The following is a 25,326-nucleotide window of genomic DNA, read 5'->3' as shown; positions in this document are numbered from 1 at the left end:
GGCGGCGTTTTTTTGTGGAGGATTGCTTCCACAAAACTCACGGCGGTGCTGCTGGATTACTCCGACTTCGCCTTCAGCCACATTGCGCCGATGCCGATCAAGCTGGTGTGGCCGTAGGGGATCCAGATGTAGCCATTCTCCCCCCATCCCGTTCCCCAGGAATTTTTCACCAGCCAGCAGCCTTTGCTCCCCTTGCTGTCGTCCCATCCAACGATTGTCACCACATGGTTCGGGATCCCGATGGTGATGGCATCGAATACCCCTCCGGTGTAGGCTTGGAATTTATCCCCGGCATAAACCCCAACGGCCAGCGGGCCATACTTGCACAGTGCTTCCTTCATATCCTCCTTGGTTGGCACGGTCCAGCTGGTTCCAACGTATCCCCAGCTTGAGGCTTTGTAGGTGGTAGTGCTTCCGTGGCTGCCGCAGGAGGTGTTCTCGGCGGTGTAGGGGAAGCTGGTTTCGTCACCACAGCCATGTTCTTCCAGGTAGTCAATGGCGCGCGAGGCGTAGCCGCCATCGCAGCTTCCGGCATCTTTCCCGCTGCCGTTCTCGCCACAGCTTACCAACTGCTGTTCCGAAAGGTTGATGGTTTTATCGTTGCGGATAAGGTAGCTGCTTTCGTACGCTGCCGCTGCGGCAAATGCCCAGCAGCTTCCGCAATCTTCTTGATCCCGAACCGAGGTCACTTTCCCCTTATCCTTCCAGCTGAATTTGGAGGAGTTGGGGCCTTGGTTGTCGGACGACGACGAGGAGGAAGCCGCGCCGCGCCGGCGTGTTGATTCCGGCTCCTGCTCATCTTTCCGTTTCCCTTCCTCGTTCTGCTGGCGGATTACCGCCGGGTCTTGCTCGAACAACGCTCCGGTAAGGCTTTTCAGTGGGCGGTCCATTGCCTCGGTGTAGCCAACCGTGAAGGAGTATTTGTTCTGCTTGATCTCCCCCCGCAATTTCTCCAGCGATTGTTTGATTGCTGGCGGGGCCTTCAGCTCGCGGGCGTTGTAGTCAATGGTTGGCTGGGCAATGGCGGTTCCCCAAGCAATGAATCCCATGCCGAACAGCACGGCGGTGCGGGCGATCGTTGTTCCAGTTTTCATAATCTCTCTTCTCCTGATTGTTACGTGTGTGTCTTGTCTGTTCATGCAGCCATTGGCGATGTGTGTGCATTGTGTTCTGTGCATCGTGCGCTGCTGATGGCCGGCTTGGTGGCAATTATCTGGCATCGGTTTCTGGAGAATTGAGCGAAGAAAGGGAACGGCGGGAACGGCTGAGTTAGCGGCGGAACAGGAAAGGGGAACGGCAGCCGGCGGCGGTGGGGAATGGGGAAATCAGCGGGTGGAAAACGTTGGCGGCCAGCAGCGTCTGTCGCTGCTGGCCGCCGTTGTGTTTGGCTGGAACGCTCGGGTTAGATATGCCGTTCGGCATGGTAGCTGGACCGGACCAGCGGCCCCGACTCAACATACCGGAACCCCATGTTCAGCCCCATAATCCGAAGCTCATCGAACTCCTCAGGGGTGACAAACCGCTCCACCGGAAGATGCTTTTTTGTGGGCTGCAGATACTGTCCAAGCGTCAGGATGTCAACGTTCCGTTCGGCAAGATCCCGCATGGTTTGCAGAAGCTCATCGCGCTGCTCGCCAAGCCCCAGCATGATTCCGGTTTTGGTTTTCATCCCCTGCCGTTTGGCTTCTTGCAGAAGGTCCAACGTCCACTGGTATTTCCCTTGCGGGCGGACCTTGCGGTAGAGCGATGGGACCGTTTCGGTGTTGTGGTTCAGGATGTCGGGGCGGGCGTCAATGATCCGCTGCAACGATTCCGCATTCCCTTTGAAGTCAGGAATCAGCACCTCCACACGAACGTCGGGATTTGCTTGGCGGACCTGGCGGATGGTTTCGGCAAAGATGCCGGACCCGCCGTCGGGAAGTTCGTCGCGGTTGACGGATGTTATCACGGCGTGCTTCACCCCCATTTGCATCACTGCTTCGGCCACGTGCATCGGTTCGTCAAGGTCCACCGTTCCGGGGCGTCCGGTTTTCACCGCGCAGAAGCCGCAGCTTCGGGTGCAGGTGTCGCCAAGAATCATAAACGTTGCGGTCCCTGCGGACCAGCATTCGGCCATGTTTGGGCAGCGTGCTTCCTCGCAAACGGTATGGAGTTTTTTTGTGCGCATCATCTCCCGCAACCATGCAACGGTTTCCCCGGTTGGGATACGCACTTTCAGCCAGTCAGGCCGCCGCTCAACCGGCACGGCCTGTTCCGATGGCTGAATTACTGGAAGAGAAATATCCATGATGAAGGATAAAGGATAGAAAGTTGCGGCGCAGGCCGAACACCTGCGCCCACCATTCGCGAATAGCTTGGCAACGCGGCTTTCACCGTGTGGTTTTTACCGTGCGGCTTACAGCGTGCGGCTTACAGCGCGGTTGCCTCGTTGAAACTCTCCAGATGGCGAATGACATCGGAGAGGAATTTGCCGCCAAGAAGGCCGTCAATCACCCGGTGGTCGTGCGAGAGGGAGAGATAGACCATCGAGCGGATAACAATCAGGTCCTGGCCCTCGATCTGGCGAACCACTGGGCGTTTTTGGATTGCCCCGGTCCCAAGAATCGCCACTTGTGGTTGGCTGATAATTGGCGCACCATGCAGCAGCCCAAACACGCCGTAATTGGTAAGCGTGAAGGTCCCGCCGGCGATGTCGTCGGGGGAAAGTTGCTTGCTGCGGGCGCGGACCGCAAGGTCATTGACGGCGTGGGCCAATCCGGTGATGTTCAAACGGTCGGCATCTTTGATAACTGGAACAATCAGGTTCCCATCCGGCAGTGCGGTTGCCATGCCAACGTTCACCCGCTTCTTCACGATGATGTTGGTTCCGTCAACCGAGGAATTCACCCACGGGTTCTCGCGCAGGGCGCGGGCCACTGCGGCGATAAAGAACGGCGTGTAGGTAAGGCCCACACCTTCTTGTTTCAGGAATCCTTCCTTCCGCCCTTCACGCAGCCGGACCAACCCAGTGACATCGGCTTCGCCAACTTCTGTGACGTGTGGCGAGGTGTGCTTGCTCCGGACCATGTGCTCGGCGATAAGCTGGCGCATCCGGTCCATCGGGACAACCTCGGTATCCGGGCCGTACTCCTTTGTTCCCGTGGATGGTATCACTGCTGGGGCGGCTGGCTTCGGTGCGGCTGCAGGTGCAGGGGCTGGCATTGCTGCTGGGGCCGGTGCAACTGCTGGCGCGGCTGTGCGGTTCTGCAGGTATCCCATCAGATCGTTCTTCGTCACCCGTCCGCCAACTCCGCTACCGTTCAGGGCGTTCAGTTCGTTCACCCCCACCCCTTCGGCCTCGGCAATGGAGCGGACCAATGGTGAGTAGAATCGTCCGCCAACGCTCCGTGGAATCGGCCCGGCAGGAATCGCTTCGGCAACTGCTGCTGCTGCAACCGGAGCCGGTGCGGCACTTCCGTTGGTGGAAACTGGTGCGGCTGCGATTGCTGGAGCCGGGGCCGGTGCGGCTGCCGGGGCTGGTGCAGGATCCGGTGCTGGCGTTGCAGCGGCGGCTGCGCCGGTGGCGATGTAGGCAATCACATTCCCCACGCCGATGGTTTCCCCTTCTTGCGCGGAAATCTCAACCAAAGTGCCGGCCACTGGTGAGGGGATTTCGGTATCTACTTTGTCGGTGGAGATTTCGGCGATTACTTCATCGCGCTCAATCGCGTCGCCCACCTGCTTGGTCCAGCGAAGGATCGTTCCTTCCTGAACCGATTCCCCCATCTTTGGCATCAAGATCGCCTCGCGTGCGCCCCCCGCTGCTGGCGCGGCGGAAGGTGCTGGCGCAGCGGCTGGCGCTGGCGCGGCAGCTGGCGGCTCGGCTACTGGAGCCGGTGCTGGCGCGGCGGCTGGTGGTTCGGCGGCTGGTGCTGGTGCGGCTGCACCAACCTCACCCTCGGCACCGATTCGGGCGATCACATTCCCAACGGCAACGGTTTCCCCTTCCGGGGCAACAATCTCCAGCAGCACACCGGCGGCTGGTGAAGGGATTTCGGTATCAACCTTGTCGGTGGAGATTTCGGCGATTACTTCATCGCGCTCGATTGTGTCGCCCACCTGTTTGGTCCAGCGAAGAATGGTCCCTTCCTGCACCGATTCGCCCATCTTGGGCATCAGAATGTCTGTTGCCATTGCTCTGTGGTCTCCCTGAAAGTTCTGTATCTGCGTGTGCTGTTGTTCTGAAAGGTTCTTGCCGCTTCAGCGGCTTGGCGGAAGCAAGTTACTGAAACATGGGGGTTGTGTTCAATCTTCGCCACGCTTCGTCACGGTATCAGCGGGGGGGCTCGGTTTTGCGGAAGGGATCACCGCCTGCCGTGCGCAACAATCTCCGCCCGCCGATTCAATGCCCGCCCGGCAGCTGTTTGGTCTTTTGCTTTCGGCTCGCGCTCCCCTTTTCCAATGGTCTGGATGGCGATTTCCCCCAAGCCATGCCCCTGCAACCAATCCTTGACGGCGATTGCCCGGCGCAAGCTAAGGCTGTCGTTCATCGGCTCCTCCCCTTCGTCGTCGGTGAATCCAAGAACGGTGATCCCATGCGGCTTCTGGCCGATAAACTGCTGCGCCAACGCCTTCAATATCTGCTCCGCCTCGGTGGTGATCATCGCCGAACCAGTGGGGAAGTAGATCACCGGATCGGCTGATACGTTCATGGCCTTGCCGGGGGCGGGCTTGCTGGTTGTGGGGCTGTTGCTTTCTGGCGTTGTTTCGCCAGCAAGATCTAGAGTGATGCCGGAGATTGGTTGGGTTGAGGTCCGAATCGGGAGCGAGACCTCGGCATGACCACTTGCCCAGCCGATCACCGACAGGTCGGCATCGGGGGGAAGGATCAGGGTGAAACGCCCGTTGTGGTCGCTGGTGGTGGAGAATATCTCCAGCTTGTCGCTGTTCCGTTCAACGCGAATCAATCCTTCCACCGGTTTCCCCGCCGCAACCAAGCTCCCTTTCACCAGCGTTGCCGGAAACGGGCGGAACTCTTGCGGAAGTTGCAAACGGTAGATATCGGATCGCCCAAAATTCAACTCGCCAGGGAACCCGCTGCCGCTTACGTAGATGGAGTCGCCCGTGGCCGGCACCGAGAGGGAGGCCTCGAACATCGGGGTGTTGATGGTCCCGCCAAGATTGACCGGAGTGGTCCAAGCGTTCCAGGAGTTGCCGATGCGGCGGGTCATCAGAAGGTCGCTTCCTCCAAAGCCGTCGTGCCCTGCCGAAGCGAAATAGAGGGTGCGATTATCGGCGGCCATAAAGGGCGCGCCCTCGAACATCGTTGTGTTGATGGTTCCGCCCAGCGGAATCGGTTGGGTCCAGCGGGTCATGTCGCTGCTGATGGCGGTGCAGATGAACAGGTCCAGGTCCTCCGGATCTTCATGCCCGGGATTGTAGGCAATAATCAGCTTCCGTCCGTCGGGGGAGATGGTGGCGTAGTAGCTGTCGCCAAGCGAGGCCAGCCCTTGGATTACGACCGGCGTGGGTTCGGTCCAAGCCCCATTCACCCTGCGGGTGATGGCCAACCCAACGGAGCGTTCGGTGGTTTTTGCTTTTTTCCCTTTGCCAACGGTGTGTTTAATGATTTTCCCGCTGTGCATCAGGGCGGCGTTGCCATCGGCACTAATCCAGAACAGGACATCGGAGCCTGGGGAATTCAGCGGCGAGCCAACGTTTACGGCGTTTCCCCATGTGCCATCGGGCTGCATGGTTGCCATGTAGATGTCGTCGTCGTCGTTCTGGCCGCCGATATTTTCCGGGTCGTACTTGCGGTCGAAGTACAACGTTTGTCCATCGGGGGAGACCAGCGGAAGGATTTCGATGGAGGTAGAGTTGATGGCTGGGCCGGGATTATCCCGATGCGTCATCGCCGGGTCATCGGTGCTGGGCTGCGCCTGTGTGAAAAAGGGGAACATCAGCCAGATGCACGCCCCAACAAGGGCAGCACAGAAGCTGGCAGAACAACGGCCGGAAGCGGAACGCGGCATGGAAATCGAAGAAGTTGAAGGAGCCATTGGCAGAACAAGGTTACGTATATGGATGCCGTAATAAGACCCCCACAACAGAACAATGTTGCCCGCAAGATGGATTGGAACAATCCGCCCCAACGGCCCATTGCAAGGCCGATGAAATTACCAAAGCCCCCAAACCAAGCGGGAAAAGGGAACAACTTTTCACAGGGGGGGGGCTTGTTGCAAGCATGATTCCTCTTCTGAAAGCGCGCTCGGTTGCAATGGCCACCAAATTGCACCAGCCTTAATGAACAACCAGGAACTGCCGTGATTGGAAATGCCCCCCAACTTCAAACAGCGCGGTGTAGGCTCCAGGGAAAAGGTCCTGCGTTTCCAAGAAAATGTTTTGCACCCTTTGCTGTGCCCTCCATTGCTTCCGCTTGACGATTTTCCCCAGCGCATCCACAACATGGAGCGTCACCACACCCTGCTTGAGCAGCTGTAGTTGAAATGATAGAAAATTATCCGCTGGGGTTGGAATTATTCCCATGATGGCAAACGTTGAATTTTCTGTGCTATCAAAAAAAGGAGGGTTAGGAGGGATGGCCGTATCAAGAGATGGCGGAGTGAAGCCGGGGGCAATCAGATCGCTGGGTCGTTTCCAAGCCGTGCCGTAGATGTCGAAACTATTGCGAAAATCCTCCCACACGGCGAACAGTGTGTCGTTGCGAAACACCCCGCTCACCATTCCAACGCTATCCCGGGTGGTGCTGATAGGAATGTCAAAAATTGGCATTCCGCTTCCACCATCAACCAAGTTTTTCAGTTGACTGTTCATCATTGTCAGCTTCACCCCATCGTTTCCGCCACGCAGCAAAAAAATATCCTTGGTGGTGGGCGATTGCCCAACAACAAACGGAGATTTGCCTTCATAGTTGAGCGTTTTCTCATAACGCAATTTCCCTACCAAAGAAAAAATTCTTAGGCGGATGGTAAGGCTATCTTCGGAATAAATTTCCAGAAAAGAATCATCAATTAATCTCTGGAGCCTTACGTTCCCTTTTGGGACAACGTAGTCATTAATGAATGAAATTTTGCTGTCCTGGAATAGCAGAGTTTTGTCGGGGTTGAACAATAAAAAAGCGGTTGAGTCAATCGGCACAAGGTCATTGTGGAATTCCCAGGTTAGCATAACTGAGTCGCTAAAATTCTTCCCTGCGATTGAGTCACCGCGAGAATTAATCGTTGCGTACGAGCGTGGCGGGTTCCCTTCGTAGTGGTCAATAATAATCAGCTCGTTGCGTACTGGATTAAATCCTGATGCCAACACCCTACGGTAGGTATGATGCCCCTTGGTTATCCAGGATCGTGTTGGTCGCCAGCCTTCATTGGTTGGAACATAATTGACTGCATTCGTAGCGATTGCCTCCAACTGCCCACGGTAGATAAACCTGATGTCGTCTCGGCACGCTAAGAAGAACGTATTTGCATTGGTAATCCTATAAGCGTACATCCACCCTCGGTCAAGCACAGAAAGGGCTGCATCGTCTTTGAATCCAGACAGCGTATCTTGAAAATTACGCCATTGGCCTAAGAATGTATTCTGTGGAAAATACATGTATGGAATAGTGCCTTGCCAATATCGAACTAATAATTCGTTATCCCGCAATACTATTGCTGGCAGTATTTGAATGGCATCCCCTCGGTAGTTGATAAGCGAATCCAGATCGAAACCCCTAGCAGTCTTGTTAATGTAAATTTTAACGTTATTTACCAGCGCAATTCGCTCTCTGGAAATCGCAATATTGGATGTTGTGTAGCATGATGGAATATTCGGGTCATTTGCTTTATAAAGGGTACCATCTTGAGATGTTATGTATGTCACAGCATAATCAACATTATATGAATTGTGTTCGAAATTATTATATACGCTGAAGCTGAAAATTCCGTCAACTACATAATTGTTTGCACAGAGTAGTCTGTACCTCGTTGTCTTATAGGCTGGGCTGCTTGCGGAAGTGCTACTGCTTTGATAATTGTTCGTAGAAACGGTGTCATACCACTGTATCTGCTGGGCTTGGCGAAGAGGGTACATAGCAGTAAAAATATAGGCATAAGAATGAATGGTTTTTTGCCACCCAAGAATACGTAATTCCCCTGCGGAATCGCGGCCAATCGTTTCGGACCCTCGTAGCCAATTATTGGGGAAGAGAATGGGTGTTGTGTTGGAGGGGGTGTCGTCAAGGAGATTCCTGTAATGGATCACCGTGGAATCTTGCAGAATAGAAAGGGAACTGTCGGGCCATAGATAGAACATTGGATTCAATCGGCCAACGGGCAATAACTTTTGATTGATTTTCCCAGATGCGTCCATAATGACCGAAAAATCTTTTTCGCTGCGTAAAAGAACCATGTCTGGTTCTGAATAGCGCAAAACGTGCGTAATGAGCGAAGTGGGAAGCCGTTCGGCAGTGCCAATACGTTTTCCGTTGGATGATAATAGTTGCCGATATGATCGGGTGGTGTCGTTCTTACTGTTCCAGATCAACATCCACCCTCCATTCATTGGAAGCAAAAAAGTGGATGCATCATCCATCATGCCCTCGCCAATGGCAACCTCTTCCCCTACAGCCCTGCCGGTGGTATCAATCACCTGTGCATAAAGTTCGTATGTGCCGCTACGCCGGTCGTCCCACAACAGCAGAAAGCGATCATGCAGCGCAAATACTTTTCGGTAGGTGGAGGGATATGCCGCTACGCTGTGGAGGATGCGGGATGAGTCAACCAACCCGGTATCGCGTACAATCTGCGTCCGTAGGACGTTCTTCACGGTGTTGGGTGCTTTGCCCCTAATGTGTGTTCCCCATACTATCAGCGTTACGGAATCAATACGTGCCGCCGCAACGGTGCGATTATCCACGGATAGGATGGTTGTGGTCGGTTCTGGCGATAATCGAATATCTTGCGAAAGCATTCTGGCACATGGGATAACCAGAGCAACAGCCAGACTGAAAATTACGCGCAACATAGAACGGCCTCCATAAGGTTTATGGTGGGCAGAGACAGGGAAATACAGGCGGCAAAATGCCTATTCCCACTAACAATAGCAAGAGCAATAACTAGGAGCCATCAAGATTACCGAACAGCATGTCTCAACCGCTCGTCCTGCATATCACCAACGCCCCAACCCCCTACCGCCTGCCGCAGTATCGTGCGTTCCAGAAGGAGTTGTTGAAGGAAGGAGTTCGGCTCCATATCCATTTTTTAGGAGGCCGAAGCCGCCAGCGCGAATGGAAGTTTAGCGATGAAGATTTTGCCGAGCTGTCGTGGTCCGCAGGAACGGCCGATGCAATGCTGCAAGGGGGGGAACACCAACTACAGCAGTTGCGCCCCGCAGTGGTAGTGCTTGCGTGGGCAATGGATGCCATTGCCTTGCGGCTGATGCTTCACTGCCTCCGCAGAAAAATCCCCGTGATTATCTACAGCGGCGAAACCCACACTTCGGCGCGGCGCAGTTATCAGTGGCTGCGGGATCTGTTCCGTATCCCGTTTTACAAGCTGGGGCAAGGGTTCATTGCCTACGGCAACGATGCACGCCAGTACTTCCTTGATAAAGGTGTCCCTTCCCAACGCGTTGATGTTGCAATCAACGTTGTGGACACGCAGTTTTTTGTTTCCCGCGTGGATGCGCTGCGGCGCGGCGGGCAGGCGGACCAGTGGCGGGATCGCTTCCGCACGGAATCGGGGGAGCCGTTTGCGGTTCATCTGCTGTTTGTTGGGTATCTGCTGGGGTGGAAGGGAATTGTGGAAATGGCCGAAGCGCTGGCCGCCCTGAATCGCCCCGATGTTGCCTTGCACGTTGTGGGGTCGGGGGAAGATGAAGCCAAGTTGCGCCAAGCCATCGAGCGGAACGGGCTGGGGGGGCAGGTGCTGATGCACGGCTATCAGCAGAAAGCCGATTTGCCGATCTACTACGCCATGTCCGACGCGCTTTTGTTCCCTTCCTGACGGAGGTTTTTGGATTGGTGATGGTGGAAGCCGCCGCCGCCGGATTGCCAATAATCGCAACCCGTTTTGCCGGCGCAACGGCCGATGTGGTGATAGATGGAGTTACGGGAATCATTGTGGACCCCAACAACATCCCGGAATTTTCCGCCGCGCTTGGCCGCATTGTTGATTCCCCCCAGCTACGCCAGCGCATGGGAAACGCCGCACGCCAACACGCCGAAACCGAACTAACCCCCGAACGAAGTGCCGAAGGCTACTCCGCCGCCGTGATGAAGATTCTGCAACGCCGCAAAACCAGCGATTAATTGGACCCGCCAAAGTTGTAGCTGACCCCACCGTACCACCCAAGCTCCAATCGGTCAATCGTGGGGATGGCGGTGAGCTTTGCGTCGTTTCCGTCAAGCCGTTTGTCCAGGATGTACGGGGCCGCAAGCCGCGAAACCGTGCCGAACGTCAGGCCGCCGTTGATGCCGATTTGCCCGCGGTCGCCAAGCATAAGGCTGGCCCCGGCAAGGTATTGGATCCGCGAGGCGTTGTTCAGCATCAATCCAACATTCCCGCCAATGGGGATTGCGGTGTGGTGGAAGTGCATCACCGCCCCGGGGCCGTAGTTCATTACGTCGCGCTGGTTCTGGACGATAAACCGATACCCCAGCGAGTCGCGGAAACCGTAGCTGTTGTTGGCCAAGCTGCTGGCAAACAACCCTGCGCCAATCCCCAATCGGAACCCACCCCCTTCCACCGGAAGCTGATACTGCAACGCGAACGGCTGCGCAACTCCATTCGGTATCTGGTCGGCCTCTTCTTTCCGTGTCCCTTCCACCCGAAACGTCATCGCCTGGTCCCCAATCGCCACCTGCGTTCGGAACGATGCAAAGGTGAACGGGGTGTTCTGCACCAGCTCGTATAAATCGGCGGTGGCCTCAATGTGGTGGCTCCATTCCCCACCGGCGGCGAACGATTCGTAGGTGGCGCGGGCGTTCAGCATTGCTTCGCGCAGTTCCCGCTTGGCCAGCGTGTCAAGGAACTGATACTCGCTCATCAAGTCATTGAAGGATTTCGTCATCGCCTCGAACAACTCATCCCCCTTGCGAACAAAATCGGCGCGGGTGTACAGCGGCCCGGTTCCCACAAGCTCGTTCAGCCGTGCGGTGATGCTCCGTTTTAGCAGGTCCTCCTGCGGGAATGGTTGGCGAAGAAGGGAAAGGAGATAATCATCAAAACTGAGGAAGGCAACGAACGTGTTGAAGCGGTTGCGGAACAGGGTGTGGTTGGTGCGGAAGCGATTGATTGGCAGGCGATTGGTGGACCCCGCAAGGTCCGCCGTAAGGGGCGGGGCCTGGCGTGCGGTGTCGCCAATGTTCGGCTTTGGCAGCGCGAACTGCTGCAGGCGGCGCAGCGGTGTGTTCCGGGAAATCCGTTGCTGGTTAATCGTCACTTCGTACAAAAACGGATTGACGTTCTTCACCTCGAACGACACCATGTCCCCGGCCTTTGCCCGCTCCGTTGGAACGATTTGCACGGTGTTCGCCGCCATGTCGTAGCTAAGGCTGATGTTGCGCGTTGCCATGGATTGCCCCGCGCATCCGGCAGCAATAATTGCCAGCACCAAACTGGCCAGCACCAAACCGGCCACCGATAGCCGAATGGAAGAAGAAAAAACGTTCATGGGACGCTGAAGTAGGAAGGGAATATCGCCGCAGTACCGCGCAAATGTACGGCGGGGAAAAGAAAGCGCGAAGCACTTCCCGGAAATCGCGCTCTGGCGGTTGGCGCGTTACTCCGGCTGGGGGCGGCGGCCATCGCGCCGCGCAAGCCACAGCAGGACGCTGGCGATAAGGATCAATCCCCCCATTGCTGGCCCAAGAACGTCAAGGCCCGGGCGGTAGGTCTCTTCCCAATGGGTTTCGGTGGTGCCGAACAACTCATCTTTCACTTCCACCGGAACCGAGGTCAGCGTGTAGATGTTGGCTCCTGAGGAATACCAGTAGATGCCGATGCCGACAGCCACCAGAATCATCACATACGCAATCGTTTTTTTTACCATGATAGACTCATGTTTGGTTCGTTGCTTGTTTTGCTTACGCCGCTTCCCCTTTATTCAAACCCGGATCGGAACTCCGCTGGGGTCAGCTGTTGCCGCAGCCGGAAAAAGCGGGTGAAGTAGGAAGGATCGTCGAATCCCAAATGGTACGCGATCTCCTTCACGCTTAACGAAGAATGGGCCAGCAATCGTTTGGCCTCCAGAAGAATTCTTTCCTGGATAAGCTCGCTAACGGTGCGGCCCGTTAGCTCCTTCGTGATGTTGTTCAGATGGTTCAGCGTCACGTTCAGCATCCGGGCGTAGGCCCCGGCGGAATGGACCGCATGGAAGTGCGCATCCACCAGCAACCGCAACGAGCGGAGCAACTGCTTGGTGGCCGTTGGGGTTGCGGCGGCAATATCGCTCCGCTGTTCGAATAACCGCTGCGACTTCAGCAGCAAGATGTTCAGATAGCTTCGGATCACCTCCTCGCGGTGGGTTGCGGCCAGCCGGAACTCCTCGCGGATCATTCCAATCAACAGCATCGCTTCCATGCTTTCTTCGTGGGTCATGTTCAGCACCGGCTGGGGGTGGCTTCCGGTTAGGAACGGAAGCGCCTGCAGCAGGTCGCGGTTGTACAGATTAAGGCTGTAGAAATCGGTGGTGAACAGCAGCACCCCACCCCCCGAGCCAGGAAGCCGGCGCACCTGATGGACTTGCCCCGGCGTGACAAAATGGAGGGAGTTGTCGCGGATTGGGAACGTGGTGAAATCAATGTCATGCTCCCCGCCGCCATGCTCAAAAAAGAAGACTTCGTAGTAGTTATGCCGATGCGGCGCGGTGAAGTCGTAGCTGTGTTGGCTGCGATTCAGGGCCACGAACCGGAAGGGGAGGTCAAGGTCATCACCACGGGGAAGGTCATACGCCGGGATGGTGTTCTGTGTACGTGTTGCCATTGCGGGAAATGGAGAGCCGGAGCAGCTGCCGATAGTTGGGACAATACGGTTGGGATAATTCTGTAGGCCATCAACCCGTCAACCATCCGTAAGTTACCCGCGGCCGGGTTGGCGGAAACACTTCTTTTGGGGAAGTGTTGTTTGTGCGGTAGCAAACGCTTCGTAGCTTCGCCCAACCGCACGGCAGCCATGATGCGTGCGCCCGCAGAAGCCCTGAACTCACTTGCCGAAAGCGTGGCATCTGCCAAATTCATTCTTCTTTATCAACGCTCGATTTGACCGAACAAAAACTTCACACGATCGTCCAGAACGCCCGCGAACGCGCCCTGCTTGTGGGGCTTGCCCAAGGCGCGAACAGCCGCGAGCAGACGCTGGAACATTTGAACGAATTAGAACTGCTGGTTGACACCGCCGGCGCCGACACGGTGCTGAAAGTTGTGCAGGGATTGCCACGCCAGGATGGGGCGTTCTTTATCGGAAAAGGGAAGGCCGAGGAGTTGGCCGAAATTGTGGAGGAGGAGGGGATCAACCTTGTGGTGGTGGATGATGACCTTTCGCCGATGCAGGCGCGCAACCTTGAACGCGTCATCAAGCGGAAGATTGTGGACCGCTCGGGGCTAATCCTGGACATCTTTGCCGGGCGCGCACGCAGCAGCGAAGCACGCACCCAAGTGGAGCTTGCGCAGCTTCAGTATATGCTGCCACGCCTTACCCGCCAATGGACCCACTTGTCCAAACAGTACGGCGGAATTGGGACCAAAGGCCCGGGCGAAACCCAGATTGAAACCGACCGCCGATTGATCCGCACCCGAATCTCGCTCCTGCGGGAGAAGCTGGAGAAGATTGAGCAGCAGCGCGAAACCCAACGGAAAGGGCGAAGCGAGATGTTCAAGATTGCACTGGTGGGATACACCAACGCCGGGAAATCAACGCTGATGCGGGAGCTTTCCGGGGCCGATGTTCACGCCGAGGACCGCCTGTTCGCCACGCTGGACACCACCGTCCGCCAGATTGAAGTTGCCAACGACCGCAAAGCCTTGCTGAGCGATACCGTCGGGTTTATCCGCAAGCTGCCGCCCCACCTTGTGGCCAGCTTCCGCAGCACCCTTGCCGAGGTCCGCGAGGCCGACCTTCTGCTGCACGTTGTTGACATCGCCTCGCCATCGCTGATGGAGCAAATCTCGGTGGTGGAATCCACCCTTGCCGACATTGACGCGTCCGGAATCCCAACCATCATGGTCTTCAACAAAGTGGATGCCCTGCCGAAAGGGAGCGAGATGTTGTTGGAGATGAACGAGCGGTACCCCGACGCGGTGATGATCTCGGCCATGCGCGGCTTCAACATCGTGGCCCTGCGCGACAAGCTGGCCGAAAGGATTGAGTCGTCGTTGGTGGAGCGGATTGTGCGGGCCCCGATTGCGAAATGGCACGCCCTTGCCCGGCTGCACGACCACGCCGACGTGTTGGAAAAGCGGTACGATAACGACTTCGTCTATCTTCACATCCGCTACAGCCCGAAGGTTCTGGACCATGTTGAGCATTACTTGGCACTGGCCCAAGCCGCCACAATCCAGGGGATTCCGGCAGAGACGGAAGCGGGGTAATGGATGCCGGATAACGGAGGGGGAAGGATCATCAAACCAACCGCCACTGCACGCAGGCAAGCGCGCAGTGGCGGTTGATTTTTTGGTTGGTTTTTTCGGCGGGGAAATTCAATCGGCAATCCGGTTAGGATTGGAGCAGGGTTGGCATCGTCAGGAATTGCTCGACGGCCATTCCGCCGGTTCCCACCAGCAGCATTCGCACCTTCCCTGCCTGTTGCCCGAACTGTTTGTTGAATGCCTGTATCCCCGATAACTTCTCGGCAGAAGCACCGCTTTTCACCTCCAATGCCAGAAGCGTTTTGCCGTGCTGAACAACAAAATCTACTTCCAGATTTCGCTCTCGCCAGTACATCACCTCACCCTGCTGTTCTTGGGCGGTGTTCAGCAAATGCGCGCCCACTGCCGACTCGGTTAATCGCCCCCACCACTGGCGATTGTGGAGTGCTTCGGCGAAGGAGTGGGGGGATAGGGCGGTCATTAACGCGGTGTTGAAAACGTGAAGTTTGGGGCTTGAAGCACGCTGCCGAACGTGCTCGCCGGCATATTTCTGAAGCCCAGCCACCATGCCAACGCCCGCCAGCAAATCAAGATAGCCGGCCAGCGTTGTGGTGTTCCCTGCATCCTGAAGCTGGCCCACCATTTTTTGATAAGAGAGTATCTGCCCAGAGTATTGGCAAGCAAGGTGGAACAATCGCCGCAGAAGGATCGGTTTATCCACCCGGGTTGTCAGCAGCACATCGCGGGCGATGGTGGGTTCAATCAAGGAGTCCAGCAGGTATCGCCGCCAACGCTCCTCGTCGCCAACCAGCGACGCGCTGCCCGGGTATCCACCGAAGTAGATGAATTGCTGAAGGTTCCATCCAAACGCTTCCTGCATTTCGGTGAAGGACCAGTGCGGGGCGCGCAGCACCTCGAACCTTCCCGCCAGGCTCTCGGTTAGCCCTTTCTGCACCAGCAATGGCGAGGAACCTAAAAACAGGACGTTCAGCGGAAGGCCGGTTGCGGAATCCTCATCCCACAGCCGCTTCACCGACTCGGACCATCCTGAAATTTTTTGGAGCTCATCTATCACCAACAACGCTGGGGTTGTGGTTCCTTCAGCTTTGTGGCAAAGCAGCCGCGCGATTTCCCATTGCTGGGCAATCCAGGCCTCCCCTTTTAACGCGGGCTCGTCGGCGCTTGCGAAGTGTGTGGGGACGTTCAAACGCTGGGCGGCCTGGCGTGCAAGGGTGGTTTTCCCAACTTGCCGCGGCCCCAGCAGCACCTGGATATATCGCCGAGGTTCGGCCAAGCGGCTAAGCAATTTCTGAAGCAGTGGTCGGGCGTACATCGTGTGGAAATCGTTGAAAACAGAACCAAAACAATTTACTCAGGGCATTGAGATAATTTGCTCAGGGCATTGAGCAAATTGTCAGCAGGAGAAATGCATGGCCAGCAGTCGGCGCGGCAGCGTTCCCAATCGCTCACCCTTTTTTCTGCAATTGCGATAACTGCTGTTTGGCGTTGGGGGATAGGCTGAAGTAAAGGGTCTTGCCAGTTTTTCGCTGTTCAAGCAATCCGCTCTCCACCAGTTTCAGAAGGTCGGTGCGTGCGGTCAAGTAGGTTACGGAATGAGCCTTCATGTGGGTGTGGATGGTGTAGGCGGAGTTGGCGTGGGTCATGGCGTGGGTCAGCAATGCAATCTGGCGTGGGTTCAATAGCCGCGATGCTTCGTTCACTTGCTGCAAGGCTGCTGTTACCTTCTTCTGGGCGCGTGATTTCTGCTCCAATTGTTTGCGGAGCACGTTCAAGGCTTGCTCAATCACGCCAAGCTGAGCCAGCACGAAGTAGGTCGCGTCGTTGTTGTCGGTCTCGGTATAAAGGAACGACCGAAAGTACTTCGCTGGTGCTTTAGTAAGGATGCTGGAGATCGTCAGATACTCGCACAGCCAATAGCCACGGTGCGCCATGGACCAGTAGAACAATGCCCGTGCCGTTCGCCCGTTGCCATCAACAAACGGGTGGTTGTAGGCCAGCCAGAAATGGAGCAGAATGGAACGGACAACAGGATGGATATACGGCGCGCCCGATGCCAGATCATCCGGCTGGTTCGCAACGTCGCACAGCTGCTGGATGCGCGATTCCATCTCGGCAGCATCGGGGGGGATGTGGAGTTCTTCGTTATCCTGTATATCCACCATAACCACCCGCTCATCGGGCCGCCGGAAACGCCCTGCGGCGGAGGGGTCATCAAGAGTGCCGTGGGTGAGTATCCGTTGCAGCTCAAGAATGATGTCTGGTGTCAACCTTGCCTTCTTGACTTCGCCAATGAACTGCATGGCGTTGTAGTTGTTGAGGATCATCTGCTCCGAACGGCTCCGTGGCTTCCGTTGGGTTATGATCATCTCCTTTGCCACTTTGCGGGTTGTCACGGCCCCTTCAAATCGGCTGGATTGAATCGCCTCCTCAATCAACGACCGCTTAATGTGGCGTTCCCGCTCGCGTTCGTTCTCCAATGCTGGCCAGTCGGCAATTGTGCCGCTTGCTTGGCTGTCAATGAGCCGTAAGTAGTGTAACCCGGGGTCGGTCATGGTGAAGAAAAAGGGGTTGCCGTGGCTGTCGGTGATCGGCAGCGTGCGGCTTAACGATTGGCGTGCTAGGCGAATCCCCAGCCACCACTCTTCAAGGGTGAAGCCTTCCGGTGGCTGCAGATGGCGCAAGGTGTCCCAGTGGCGATATTGGTGGTTGGGCGCGGGGCCAAACTGGGCCATGGCAATCTGCATAAGCCGCTCTCCAGAGTTTTCGGCTTTGCCGAGCGTGCGGAAAAGTTCCTCAGTATTTGGCGGAATTGCTGGAAATCTCATAACGGATCGTTGGTTAAACGGCTTCAAACATAACGTTTATAATTTATAAACGTTTTATAAATGTTTTATAAACGTTCAACGGTTTTTATCCCCCCTGTGCAGGCTCCTTTTGGGCTTGCTCTGCTGGCCATGGTTCACGCATCGTTCATTCAATGAATAACCGCTCTTCCATCCCTCCCGAAATTTCCTGCCGCGCTGGCTGCGGGGCGTGCTGCATTGCCCCCTCCATCAGCTCGCCAATTCCGGGGATGCCGAACGGGAAGCCCGCCGGTGTCCGCTGCGTGCAGCTAACGGCCGACAACCGCTGCAAACTGTTCGGGCTGCCATCGCGGCCCGCGGTCTGCGTGGGGCTGATGCCGTCGCCAACGATGTGCGGCACCAACTCCGACGAAGCCTTCAACTACCTAACCCAACTGGAGATACTCACGCAGCCATCGCCCAAAGAATCTGCCGGCTGACGGTTTGCTATTTCGTGGTGAGGTTGTTTCTTTGCCACCGTTGACTTTACCTAATCATCGCGACGAACCGAGAGAAGATGACCATGAAGATTTTATCCATTGACATTGGCGGAAGCGGAATCAAAGGGGCGGTGCTGGGCGAATCGGGGGAGATGCTGACCGAGCGCGTCCGCATCGAAACACCGCAACCATGCACCCCCGACGCGTTGTTGGAAACCGTTGCCAACTTGGTGCAATCGCTGCCGGAGTTCACCCACGTTTCTGTTGGCTTCCCCGGGGTGGTGCGCGGCGGGGTGATCCGCACCGCCGCAAACTTGGACCCCTCGTTGGTTGGGCTGAATCTGGTGACGGCCTTCCAACTGCTGCTGGGCTTCCCAACCCGGGCCGCTAACGATGCCGACGTCCAAGGGCTGGCGGCGATTCAGGGGAAAGGGGTGGAGATGGTGATAACGCTGGGAACCGGCTTCGGAACATCGCTGTTTGAAGATGGGCGATTGGGGCCGCATCTGGAGCTTGCCCACCACCCGTTCCGGAAAGGGGAAACCTACGAACAACAGCTTGGGAACGCTGCCCGCAAAGAAGCGGGAAACAGCAAGTGGAACAGCCGAATAGAAATCGCGATTGCCGCGCTCCGCACGCTAACGCACTTCGACCATCTCTATCTTGGCGGCGGCAATGCCAAGAAAGTGACGCTGGAACTTCCCCCCGATGTCTCCATCATCTCCAACGTGGAAGGAATTCGCGGCGGGCATTGGTTGTGGCATGAACGAAGCCCGATGGAGTAGCCGGCTGGCTCTTCCGTTCGTTACTCCATTTCCGCCGCCGTCATCCTGACCCGCTCGGCCTCGGTTCGCTTTCCCTGCTCCGATAATCCTTGCTGAAGCAGCTCGGAAATCTCTTCGTCCTCGGGCATGGCCGCAAGGCTGTTGCTGAGCAATCGGGTGGCGTTCTCTGTGTCCTTTTCGCGCAGCAGTGCGCGTGCGGTGCGCAGCGTCGTCTCCCGCATCATGCTTTCGATCTCTTCTCGTGCGGCCTCGAACATCTCCTCGTACAACCCGGGGAACGGGACCTTGCCCCGCAGCAGCCCCTGGGCGCGAAGCAATGCCGGAACAACGCGGTACAACGCGCCGCCACGCAACAAATTTTTTGCCTGGACCAGATGCTGGTGCGCCTCCAACAAATCAACCCGAACGGTGGCGGGGTTCAGCCTGGGGGCAAGCTCTGGCTCGGTAAGGATTGCATCTGGGCCGATTAGCTCACGCAGGTCGTGCAGCCGGACGTACACCACGTTGCGGGCGCGTTCGGGGTCCGCTTCGCCGGTGGCAATGGCGCAGAAATCGCGGTGGGTAAGGGGGCGGTCCGCAAGCTGGGCGGCAACCATCAGCCCCAGCACCGTGCGCGCCCGCGCCCCGGTGATCTTCTTTGGCTCCTGGCCGGGGAGTTGCACGGCAATCACCCCCACCATCGTGACGGCGATGCGCCCATCCCCTTTCATTGCCCGCAACTGCGCGTCGCGCTCGCGCTGGATTCCTGCGCATTTCCCCCGCCACGCTTTCACCTCTTTTGCCGGAAGCACTTTCTGGGCCAGCGCAATCAGCGGCGGCATGTACGCGGCGATTCGTTGTTGCTGCAGCCATGCAAGCCCCTGCGTCACCACGCGGCGCAGATCGGCCCGCAATCCTTCCATCACCTCCTCCATCACCTGATTCCCGGCCTTCCACTCCAGCAGCTGGATCACGGTTTGCAGCAGTGTCAGGTCCTCAATGCGGAGCAATGGCCGGGCAAGCAATCGCCGCGCGGCTTCAAGAATTGATCCCGGGGAAGTTGGTTTGGCAAGCAGGTCAAGAAGCAGCGCAAGGTCGCGGGCAACCTCGGGGCGGTCGGCACGTTCGGCGGGGGTGGGGAGCGTGGCGGTTCCCGATGCCAACCGCACGCCAAGCTCGGTGGAAGGAAGCAGGATCGTTCGCCCTTCTGGAGACTGCTCCAACATCGCCAGCCCCCACGCCGGTTCGCCACGCAGCAGCCCAATGGTGGCAAGCGATGCTCCGATAAAATGGCGAAGGATCCGTTGGTGATTGGCGGGGCTGCCGGCCAGCATCGCATCGGTGGATTCCTGCAGCTGCGCCAGCGGTGCGCCAAGCGCGGCAAGAACGTGGATGCGAACAATTTGCGAGCCGTAGTGGGCCGATACTCCATCATGCTCGCGGATAACCTCACCCCAATGTTCCAACACCCGCAAGGCCGTGTCCGGCTCGCCGATTGCATCATGGAAAGCAATGGAGTGCTTGGCAAGGCTTTCCCGCTGAAGGATGTTCCACCCGCGGCGGCTTTGCAAATCGGCAAGGAGCGTGCGGCGTTCCTGTAGCTCGTCGTGGGTGTCGAACACCCGCAGCAACGGCGGGCCGATATATCCCCACAGCATCTCCATCTGCTTCTTCCCTATTGGAAGTTGGCGTGCCTGCTGGAACTCCTGCTCCACCAACCGAATCTCTTCGTGCTGCCCTTCGTTGCTGGCCCGCAAGGCCACGTTGGCAAGAAAAAGGAGGAAGAACCGTGCCCCTCGAATCGGCGGGAAACGCTTGGAAAGCTCGATTGCTTCCTGCAAGTAGGTGGGCCGCTGCTGCGGGTATTGCGCCATCATTCTCATCAACGCGGCAATGCGGAGCGTGGCGTGGTGTTCGGTTGCTGGCGCGGCGGTCAGCGCATCCAACTGGGCGCAAAGCGTGGTGCAACGCTCGGCATCGGTGTCGGCCCGTGCCATCACGTACTGCATAATCAGGGCTTGAACCTGCTCCGCCTGCCATTCCTCGCTTTGCTTCCCCGCGCCGAATCGTTCAAGCAACTTCAGGGAATGGCCCACCATCCGCCGGGTTGTTGCCAGGTCGCTGATCTCCAACGCGCCGGCCGCCATTTTTCGTATCCGCCCAAGCAGTGCCAGCGCGGTTGATTCCGGCAAGGCAAGCTGGGCGATTCGTTCGCCGATGGTGTCAACAAGCAGGTAGGAGTAAAGTGGAAGGTCGCTGGCAATCACCCCGCAGAGTTGGGCAAGGTCGGGGTTGGAGTTGTCCAAGAAATAGCGGTGCAGAAGGGTATGGGTGAACGACAGCAAGGGGTGGGAGCTTGCCGGAAAATCGTTCCCTTCGGAATGGATCCCCGGCAGCGGTGTGGCGGGCATTGGGTGGGGCTGCACGATTCCCCGGAAGAGCAATCGTTCCAGTGCCGATTCCGCGTGCGGCATCCCGCGCAGCAGTTCGGCGGCGGATTCGCGTGCGAACGCTTCCCCCAGCCATGCAAGGCGTTCGGCGGCGGCGCGTTCCTCCGGAAGAAGGTGGGCGGCCATCCCTTCGCCGATTCGTTTGGAGCTTCGTTCAATGTGGGCGATAAACGTGGCATCATCGGAATCCAGCAGGTATTGGCCCGATCCAGCGGTTTGGGCAATCAGCCCAGCCGTCACCGCCCCGCGAAGCCCCGACCGCAGCGCAAGCGGGTTCCCGGTCGTCAGCCGGGCAAGTGCGTCGGTGATTGCTGGGGTGGGGGTGGTGCCGAACAATCGCGACCACAGTTCGCCGATTTCCACAGGGGAAAGCCCCCGCAGGTCAATCTGCCGGAATGGATACCGCTCCAGCAACGTGCCGATGGAGTTAGTGGAGGGGCGGGTGGAGCAGAGTATCGTCAGGGTTTCGTCGGCCAAGCCTTCCAGCAACAGCCCAAGTTGGCGAACTCCATCCCCTTCCAGCAGGTGGGTGTCCTCGATCACCACCAGCATTGGCCGCAGCCGCGATAACCGGCGCAGCGCGGCAATTACATCCCCAATCGTGGCGGCAACTTCCTGGCGCAGCAGTGTTTGCGCAGTTTCCGAACCTTCCAGCGAGCGTGCAAGCGCCGGGGCAAGCGATAGCGTTGCTTCCGGCAAAATGCGTGCGGCCACCACCAGCCCCCCGGCTTGCTCCATTGGCTCGCGAACCCCTTCCACAACTCTACTTTTCCCAACCCCCGCTTCGCCAATTAGCAGAAGCGTGTGCAGCCCACCGCTTTCGGGGGCGTTATCCACCGTGTGCATAATCTGGTAGATAACGTCATGGCGGCCAATCATCGGCAGCGTGCCGTGGTTCAGAAAATCAACAAGAGCTTGCATGGCTGACCCTCCGCAATGTGAATGTTGAAGAGAAAAAGAACAAGGAGAAGGTTGGCTAAGGTTGGCTGCAGACAAGGAAGGGGAGCAAAATGAGGAATTGCGGGGAAAGAACAACCGGGCGTAAGATCAACAGAAGGAAATCGTAAGGGGCGGGGGATATCTTTCACCCATGATGCTTGCAAAACAAACCGCGAAATCGGCAACCAACGGAAGATCCAACACTGTGGCCCAGCCATGGATTCCGCTCCGCCGGGTTGCACAACAGACCGTCCACTGTGCGAACTGCGCTGCGGTGGGGTTTGCCGGGGAGCGATTCTGCGTCTGCTGCGGCGCGCAGCTTCCGCGCACGTGCCGGCGATGCGGCGCGGCAATCCGCCACCAAATCGCCAACTACTGCCCGCACTGCGGGGGGCGGGTGGGGTGATGCCATTGCGATGCGGAGGGGAGGGGAGCGGATGGTGCTCCCCTCCTCTTGTCAGTCAGCAGGCCAAAGGTTCACTTTGGCCTGCTGATAATTTTTTTGGCGGCACTTATTTCGGGCAAATCAATGTTTCGATGGTGGTGGCGGTGGCGGCAATGGAGGTCCGCGGGGTAACGATTGAGCCTACTCCAAAAATGGTGAGGTCTCTTGCTTCCAATCCGGTGATATCGGCTACGGCTTTGGGGTCCAGTTCTTCGCATTTGGCAACCCCCAATCCGTCGGTTTTCAGCAGCAGCCCGTCGCCCGCGCCAATCGCCTCGGTGAAGCCGGCCACCACGATTCCGCCGTCGCGTGCCATTGCAATCGCGCGCCCCTCGCTTGGTGCCTTGGATTGATAGACCTTCGCCCACTCCAGCCCGCCGTTGCCGCTCAGCTTCATCATCAAAACGCCGCCAACGTTTGTTAGGTCCGTCCCCTTTGCGTAGCCGGCAAGGTGGAACGCCCCTTTGGCATCGGCAGCAATGGCGAACGTTTCGTTGTACAGCCCTGCGCGGGCAATCACTTTCCCCTGGTCCGTGCCATCGTTCGCGAAGCCAATGGCCAGCACCTTGAACTCGGTGGTCTCCCCCAATTTCCCCAGGGTGTAGCCGGAGGTTGCAAAGCCCGATGGCCCGCCGGCAATTCCGGTTCCCCGCTCGGCGCGTTTGGTTCCCCAGGCTTTCACCCACATCACCCCTCCATTGGAGCTGACTTTTGCCACCATCGCGTCGTCGTTGCCGTTGCCGAAGCTGCGGGTCCATCCGGTGGCGTACAACGCGTCGCCACGCTCAACCACCGATTTCAGAATATCATAATCCTCACCCCCCACGCTGCGGCTCCAGACCAACGCGCCGCTGACTTCGATGCGGAGCAGATAGCCGTCGTAGCTGTCGCCGGTTCCCAGGACCCCGGCAATGGTGTAGCTGTTGTTGGCGGTTGGGATGATGGAGTAGCCCGCGTCGTGGCCGCCGCCGCCGTAGGTTCGGGACCATTGCACGTTCCCTTGCGCGTCGGTTTTTATCACGTAGATGTCGTCGAACATAGCGTTGAAGCTGCGGGTGTAGCCAACGGCAATGTAGCCGCCGTTCTGCGCTTGCGCCACGCCGAACGCTGCGTCGTCGTTGCTTCCGCCAAAGGCGCGGGACCATTGCACGTTGCCGCTGTGGTCCACCTTCACCAAGTACGCATCGTCGCCGCCGGCCCCGAAGCTGCGGGTTTTTCCGGCAAGGATGTAGCCGGTGTCGTTGGTGGGGGCAATCGCGTACAGTTGGTCGAACGATCCGCCGCCGTAGGCTTTCATAAACTTCGACAACGCTGCCGTGAATTTTGGCGGCGGCGGTGGCGGCGGCGTTTTCACGTACAGAAAGGACCAGACCTCACTTTCGGCAACCTTCACCCCATCGTTGAACAGCGTCACCTGCCAGGCGTATTGCTCGCCACTTTTGAACTTCGAGGCCGAGACGGGATAGCTGAAATTCCGGGCACTGATGTTCTCCTGCCGGAAATATGCGGGGTTCGACTCCATCGCGCTGGTGGGGCTTTGTTGCCCGAACATCTCCACAATTTTCAGGCTGTACGTTGCGCCGGTGGTAAGCAACGGCGCGGTGGTCCAGTTGAACATCGGAAGGTCATCGCCAACGCTGGTGCTGTTGTCGGGGGTCATCAGCACAAGGCTCACGTTTTGGATTTCTTGGTTGAAGCAATCGCTTCCCACAACCTCCTCGGTGGCGACTTCTTTGGCATAGACGCAGATGGTGTAATCGCCGGAAGGAACAAGCCCAGTTTGCAGCAGGATGTTCTTGTACCGTCCGTGGCTGCTGTTGACTTTTATCGGCTCCACCTCGCGTCCGGTCAGCCGTTTGGTTCCTGGGGGAAGGTCGAACGGCGCGGTTTGCGCGTCCACAACTTGCCCGTCGCGGACCTCGGTGGCGATTCCTTGCAGGTAGATTCGGACGGTGGCGCGCCCGCTGTTCGTCAGGGTAATCTTCCACATATCCGAAACCCGCAATTGGTTTGGCGGTGGCTGTTGCAGCCGCACCGTCACACGCGGCGGGGCCTGGGCCAGAAGGATCACGGGAAGCAGAAGCAGAAGCGTCGGGAGGAGCAGAAGGCGTTTCGTTGGCTGGTTCATAAGCTGCAAAGGTTCGGCATTCGTGAACAGGTTTCGCGCGATTGCGGCGGAAGGGGTGCGCCGCGTGTTAGCGCACCACCCGCAAGTTAAAGTTCGGCGTTCCAATCGCGCCAAATAATTTTAGCCACAGAAGGAGGTATCCTTCGGTGGCGCGTGCGCCGGTGATGTCCCCCAAATCCACAATGGATTGCCAGCCGAACCACTCGCGCAGCCACTCCTTCACCTGCGACTTCGCTTCGGCATTGTTGCCGCAGATCAACAGGTCGTGCTGGCCGGAAAGCATCCCCGGGTTCACCATCACGCGTGCGGTGACGGTGTTCAGGGCCTTCACCACGTGCGCCCCCGGGACCCGCCGCTGCACTTGCTCCCCCAACGAATCGCCGCCGCCGCTGACGTACAGCGTTGGCCCAATCCCCCGCGCAAAATCGGCCTTCGAGAAGTCGAGCGGGTTGGTGATGTCAATGATGATCTTGTCGTTCAAGTTCTCCTCCTCGGCAAGCTCCAACGCCTCCAACGCCCCGGTCCCAAGCAGGCAAAGGAGGGCAACGTTGCCGAACGCCGCAGCATCGGCAAACGTCCCGTGCGATCCGTTGCTTCCCGCCCCTGCGGCCCATTCGGCTGCCTTCGGATTGTTGGCCGTGCGGGACCCCATCCGCACCGAATGGCCAAGTTCAACTAACGCTGTGGCAATCGTCTTGCCAACAACTCCGGTCCCAAGCACTGCAATGTTCAT

The 25,326-nt window shown here is 57.7% G+C and carries 20 protein-coding genes; 6 read left to right on the top strand and 14 right to left on the bottom strand.

Annotation, left to right across the window (positions count from 1 at the left end):
- Nucleotides 1-56: 56 nt before the first annotated feature.
- From IPM61_04730 to IPM61_04705, 6 genes are all read right to left on the bottom strand, one after another.
- Nucleotides 57-1,094: a Cathepsin L gene (locus tag IPM61_04730; protein MBK8910616.1), complete on the bottom strand. Its 1,038-nt coding sequence runs from the start codon at nucleotides 1,092-1,094 to the stop codon at nucleotides 57-59.
- A gap of 175 nt (nucleotides 1,095-1,269) precedes the next feature.
- A complete protein-coding gene (locus IPM61_04725) occupies nucleotides 1,270-1,422 on the bottom strand; it encodes a hypothetical protein (GenBank protein ID MBK8910615.1) in 153 nt (50 codons plus the stop codon).
- Entirely contained in the window at nucleotides 1,403-2,287 is an 885-nt protein-coding gene (lipA, locus tag IPM61_04720) for a lipoyl synthase (GenBank protein ID MBK8910614.1), read from the bottom strand. Before lipA ends, IPM61_04725 begins: the two co-directional genes overlap by 20 nt.
- A gap of 122 nt (nucleotides 2,288-2,409) precedes the next feature.
- Nucleotides 2,410-4,173: a 2-oxoglutarate dehydrogenase, E2 component, dihydrolipoamide succinyltransferase gene (gene sucB, locus IPM61_04715; GenBank protein MBK8910613.1), complete on the bottom strand. Its 1,764-nt coding sequence runs from the start codon at nucleotides 4,171-4,173 to the stop codon at nucleotides 2,410-2,412.
- Between the two features lie 170 nt (nucleotides 4,174-4,343).
- Nucleotides 4,344-6,011: an OmpA family protein gene (locus tag IPM61_04710; GenBank protein ID MBK8910612.1), complete on the bottom strand. Its 1,668-nt coding sequence runs from the start codon at nucleotides 6,009-6,011 to the stop codon at nucleotides 4,344-4,346.
- Nucleotides 6,012-6,279: 268 nt separating this feature from the next.
- Nucleotides 6,280-8,895: a hypothetical protein gene (locus IPM61_04705; protein MBK8910611.1), complete on the bottom strand. Its 2,616-nt coding sequence runs from the start codon at nucleotides 8,893-8,895 to the stop codon at nucleotides 6,280-6,282.
- Between the two features lie 227 nt (nucleotides 8,896-9,122).
- Here IPM61_04705 and IPM61_04700 point away from each other — a divergent pair, with 227 nt between their 5' ends.
- Both IPM61_04700 and IPM61_04695 read left to right on the top strand, forming a co-directional pair.
- Nucleotides 9,123-9,983 carry a glycosyltransferase family 4 protein gene (locus tag IPM61_04700; protein ID MBK8910610.1) on the top strand — a complete coding sequence of 287 codons (861 nt, stop codon included), beginning with the start codon at nucleotides 9,123-9,125 and terminating at the stop codon, nucleotides 9,981-9,983.
- Nucleotides 9,984-10,003: 20 nt separating this feature from the next.
- Nucleotides 10,004-10,288 (top strand): glycosyltransferase, encoded by a 285-nt coding sequence (locus IPM61_04695; GenBank protein MBK8910609.1) that lies wholly within the window; start codon nucleotides 10,004-10,006, stop codon nucleotides 10,286-10,288.
- Here the strand turns inward: IPM61_04695 and IPM61_04690 are convergent.
- The 3 genes from IPM61_04690 to IPM61_04680 all read right to left on the bottom strand — a co-directional run bounded on the left by IPM61_04690 (nucleotide 10,285) and on the right by IPM61_04680 (nucleotide 12,962).
- Nucleotides 10,285-11,652, bottom strand: a complete 1,368-nt coding sequence (locus IPM61_04690) for a hypothetical protein (GenBank protein MBK8910608.1) — start codon at nucleotides 11,650-11,652, stop codon at nucleotides 10,285-10,287. The two genes, IPM61_04695 and IPM61_04690, sit on opposite strands and share 4 nt — an antisense overlap.
- Before the next feature lie 108 nt (nucleotides 11,653-11,760).
- Complete coding sequence (locus tag IPM61_04685) at nucleotides 11,761-12,030, bottom strand: hypothetical protein (protein ID MBK8910607.1); 270 nt, start codon at nucleotides 12,028-12,030, stop codon at nucleotides 11,761-11,763.
- Between the two features lie 50 nt (nucleotides 12,031-12,080).
- Nucleotides 12,081-12,962, bottom strand: coding sequence for a helix-turn-helix domain-containing protein (locus tag IPM61_04680; protein ID MBK8910606.1), 882 nt, complete (start codon nucleotides 12,960-12,962; stop codon nucleotides 12,081-12,083).
- A 299-nt stretch (nucleotides 12,963-13,261) separates the two neighbouring features.
- On the opposite strand from IPM61_04680, the gene hflX reads away from it, so the two are divergent.
- The gene (gene hflX / locus IPM61_04675) at nucleotides 13,262-14,566 is read left to right on the top strand and encodes a GTPase HflX (GenBank protein MBK8910605.1); all 1,305 of its coding nucleotides are present in this window, start codon (nucleotides 13,262-13,264) and stop codon (nucleotides 14,564-14,566) included.
- 124 nt (nucleotides 14,567-14,690) lie between these two features.
- Here the strand turns inward: hflX and IPM61_04670 are convergent, their stop codons facing one another.
- On the bottom strand, nucleotides 14,691-15,896 hold the full coding sequence (locus tag IPM61_04670; GenBank protein MBK8910604.1) for an ATP-binding protein: 1,206 nt from the start codon (nucleotides 15,894-15,896) through the stop codon (nucleotides 14,691-14,693).
- Nucleotides 15,897-16,029: 133 nt separating this feature from the next.
- Complete coding sequence (locus IPM61_04665) at nucleotides 16,030-17,409, bottom strand: Fic family protein (GenBank protein ID MBK8910603.1); 1,380 nt, start codon at nucleotides 17,407-17,409, stop codon at nucleotides 16,030-16,032.
- Between the two features lie 152 nt (nucleotides 17,410-17,561).
- Here IPM61_04665 and IPM61_04660 point away from each other — a divergent pair, with 152 nt between their 5' ends.
- Together IPM61_04660 and IPM61_04655 are read left to right on the top strand one after the other, a co-directional pair.
- Nucleotides 17,562-17,867, top strand: coding sequence for a YkgJ family cysteine cluster protein (locus IPM61_04660; GenBank protein MBK8910602.1), 306 nt, complete (start codon nucleotides 17,562-17,564; stop codon nucleotides 17,865-17,867).
- 77 nt (nucleotides 17,868-17,944) lie between these two features.
- The gene (locus IPM61_04655) at nucleotides 17,945-18,652 is read left to right on the top strand and encodes an ROK family protein (GenBank protein ID MBK8910601.1); all 708 of its coding nucleotides are present in this window, start codon (nucleotides 17,945-17,947) and stop codon (nucleotides 18,650-18,652) included.
- Nucleotides 18,653-18,672: 20 nt separating this feature from the next.
- Here the strand turns inward: IPM61_04655 and IPM61_04650 are convergent, their stop codons facing one another.
- Nucleotides 18,673-22,002 (bottom strand): AAA family ATPase, encoded by a 3,330-nt coding sequence (locus IPM61_04650; protein MBK8910600.1) that lies wholly within the window; start codon nucleotides 22,000-22,002, stop codon nucleotides 18,673-18,675.
- Nucleotides 22,003-22,171: 169 nt separating this feature from the next.
- Between IPM61_04650 and IPM61_04645 the strand changes: the two genes are divergently transcribed.
- Complete coding sequence (locus IPM61_04645) at nucleotides 22,172-22,426, top strand: hypothetical protein (GenBank protein ID MBK8910599.1); 255 nt, start codon at nucleotides 22,172-22,174, stop codon at nucleotides 22,424-22,426.
- A gap of 106 nt (nucleotides 22,427-22,532) precedes the next feature.
- Here IPM61_04645 and IPM61_04640 read toward each other — a convergent pair whose 3' ends face one another.
- Both IPM61_04640 and IPM61_04635 read right to left on the bottom strand, forming a co-directional pair.
- Nucleotides 22,533-24,593 (bottom strand): hypothetical protein, encoded by a 2,061-nt coding sequence (locus IPM61_04640; GenBank protein MBK8910598.1) that lies wholly within the window; start codon nucleotides 24,591-24,593, stop codon nucleotides 22,533-22,535.
- A 67-nt stretch (nucleotides 24,594-24,660) separates the two neighbouring features.
- Complete coding sequence (locus tag IPM61_04635) at nucleotides 24,661-25,326, bottom strand: NAD(P)-binding domain-containing protein (protein MBK8910597.1); 666 nt, start codon at nucleotides 25,324-25,326, stop codon at nucleotides 24,661-24,663.

It is taken from the genome of Chlorobiota bacterium (assembly GCA_016710285.1).
Classification (GTDB): Bacteria; Bacteroidota; Ignavibacteria; order OLB7; family OLB7; genus OLB7.
The sequence above is the reverse complement of the archived record's forward strand: the minus strand, read 5'-3'. Positions and strand labels throughout refer to the sequence as shown.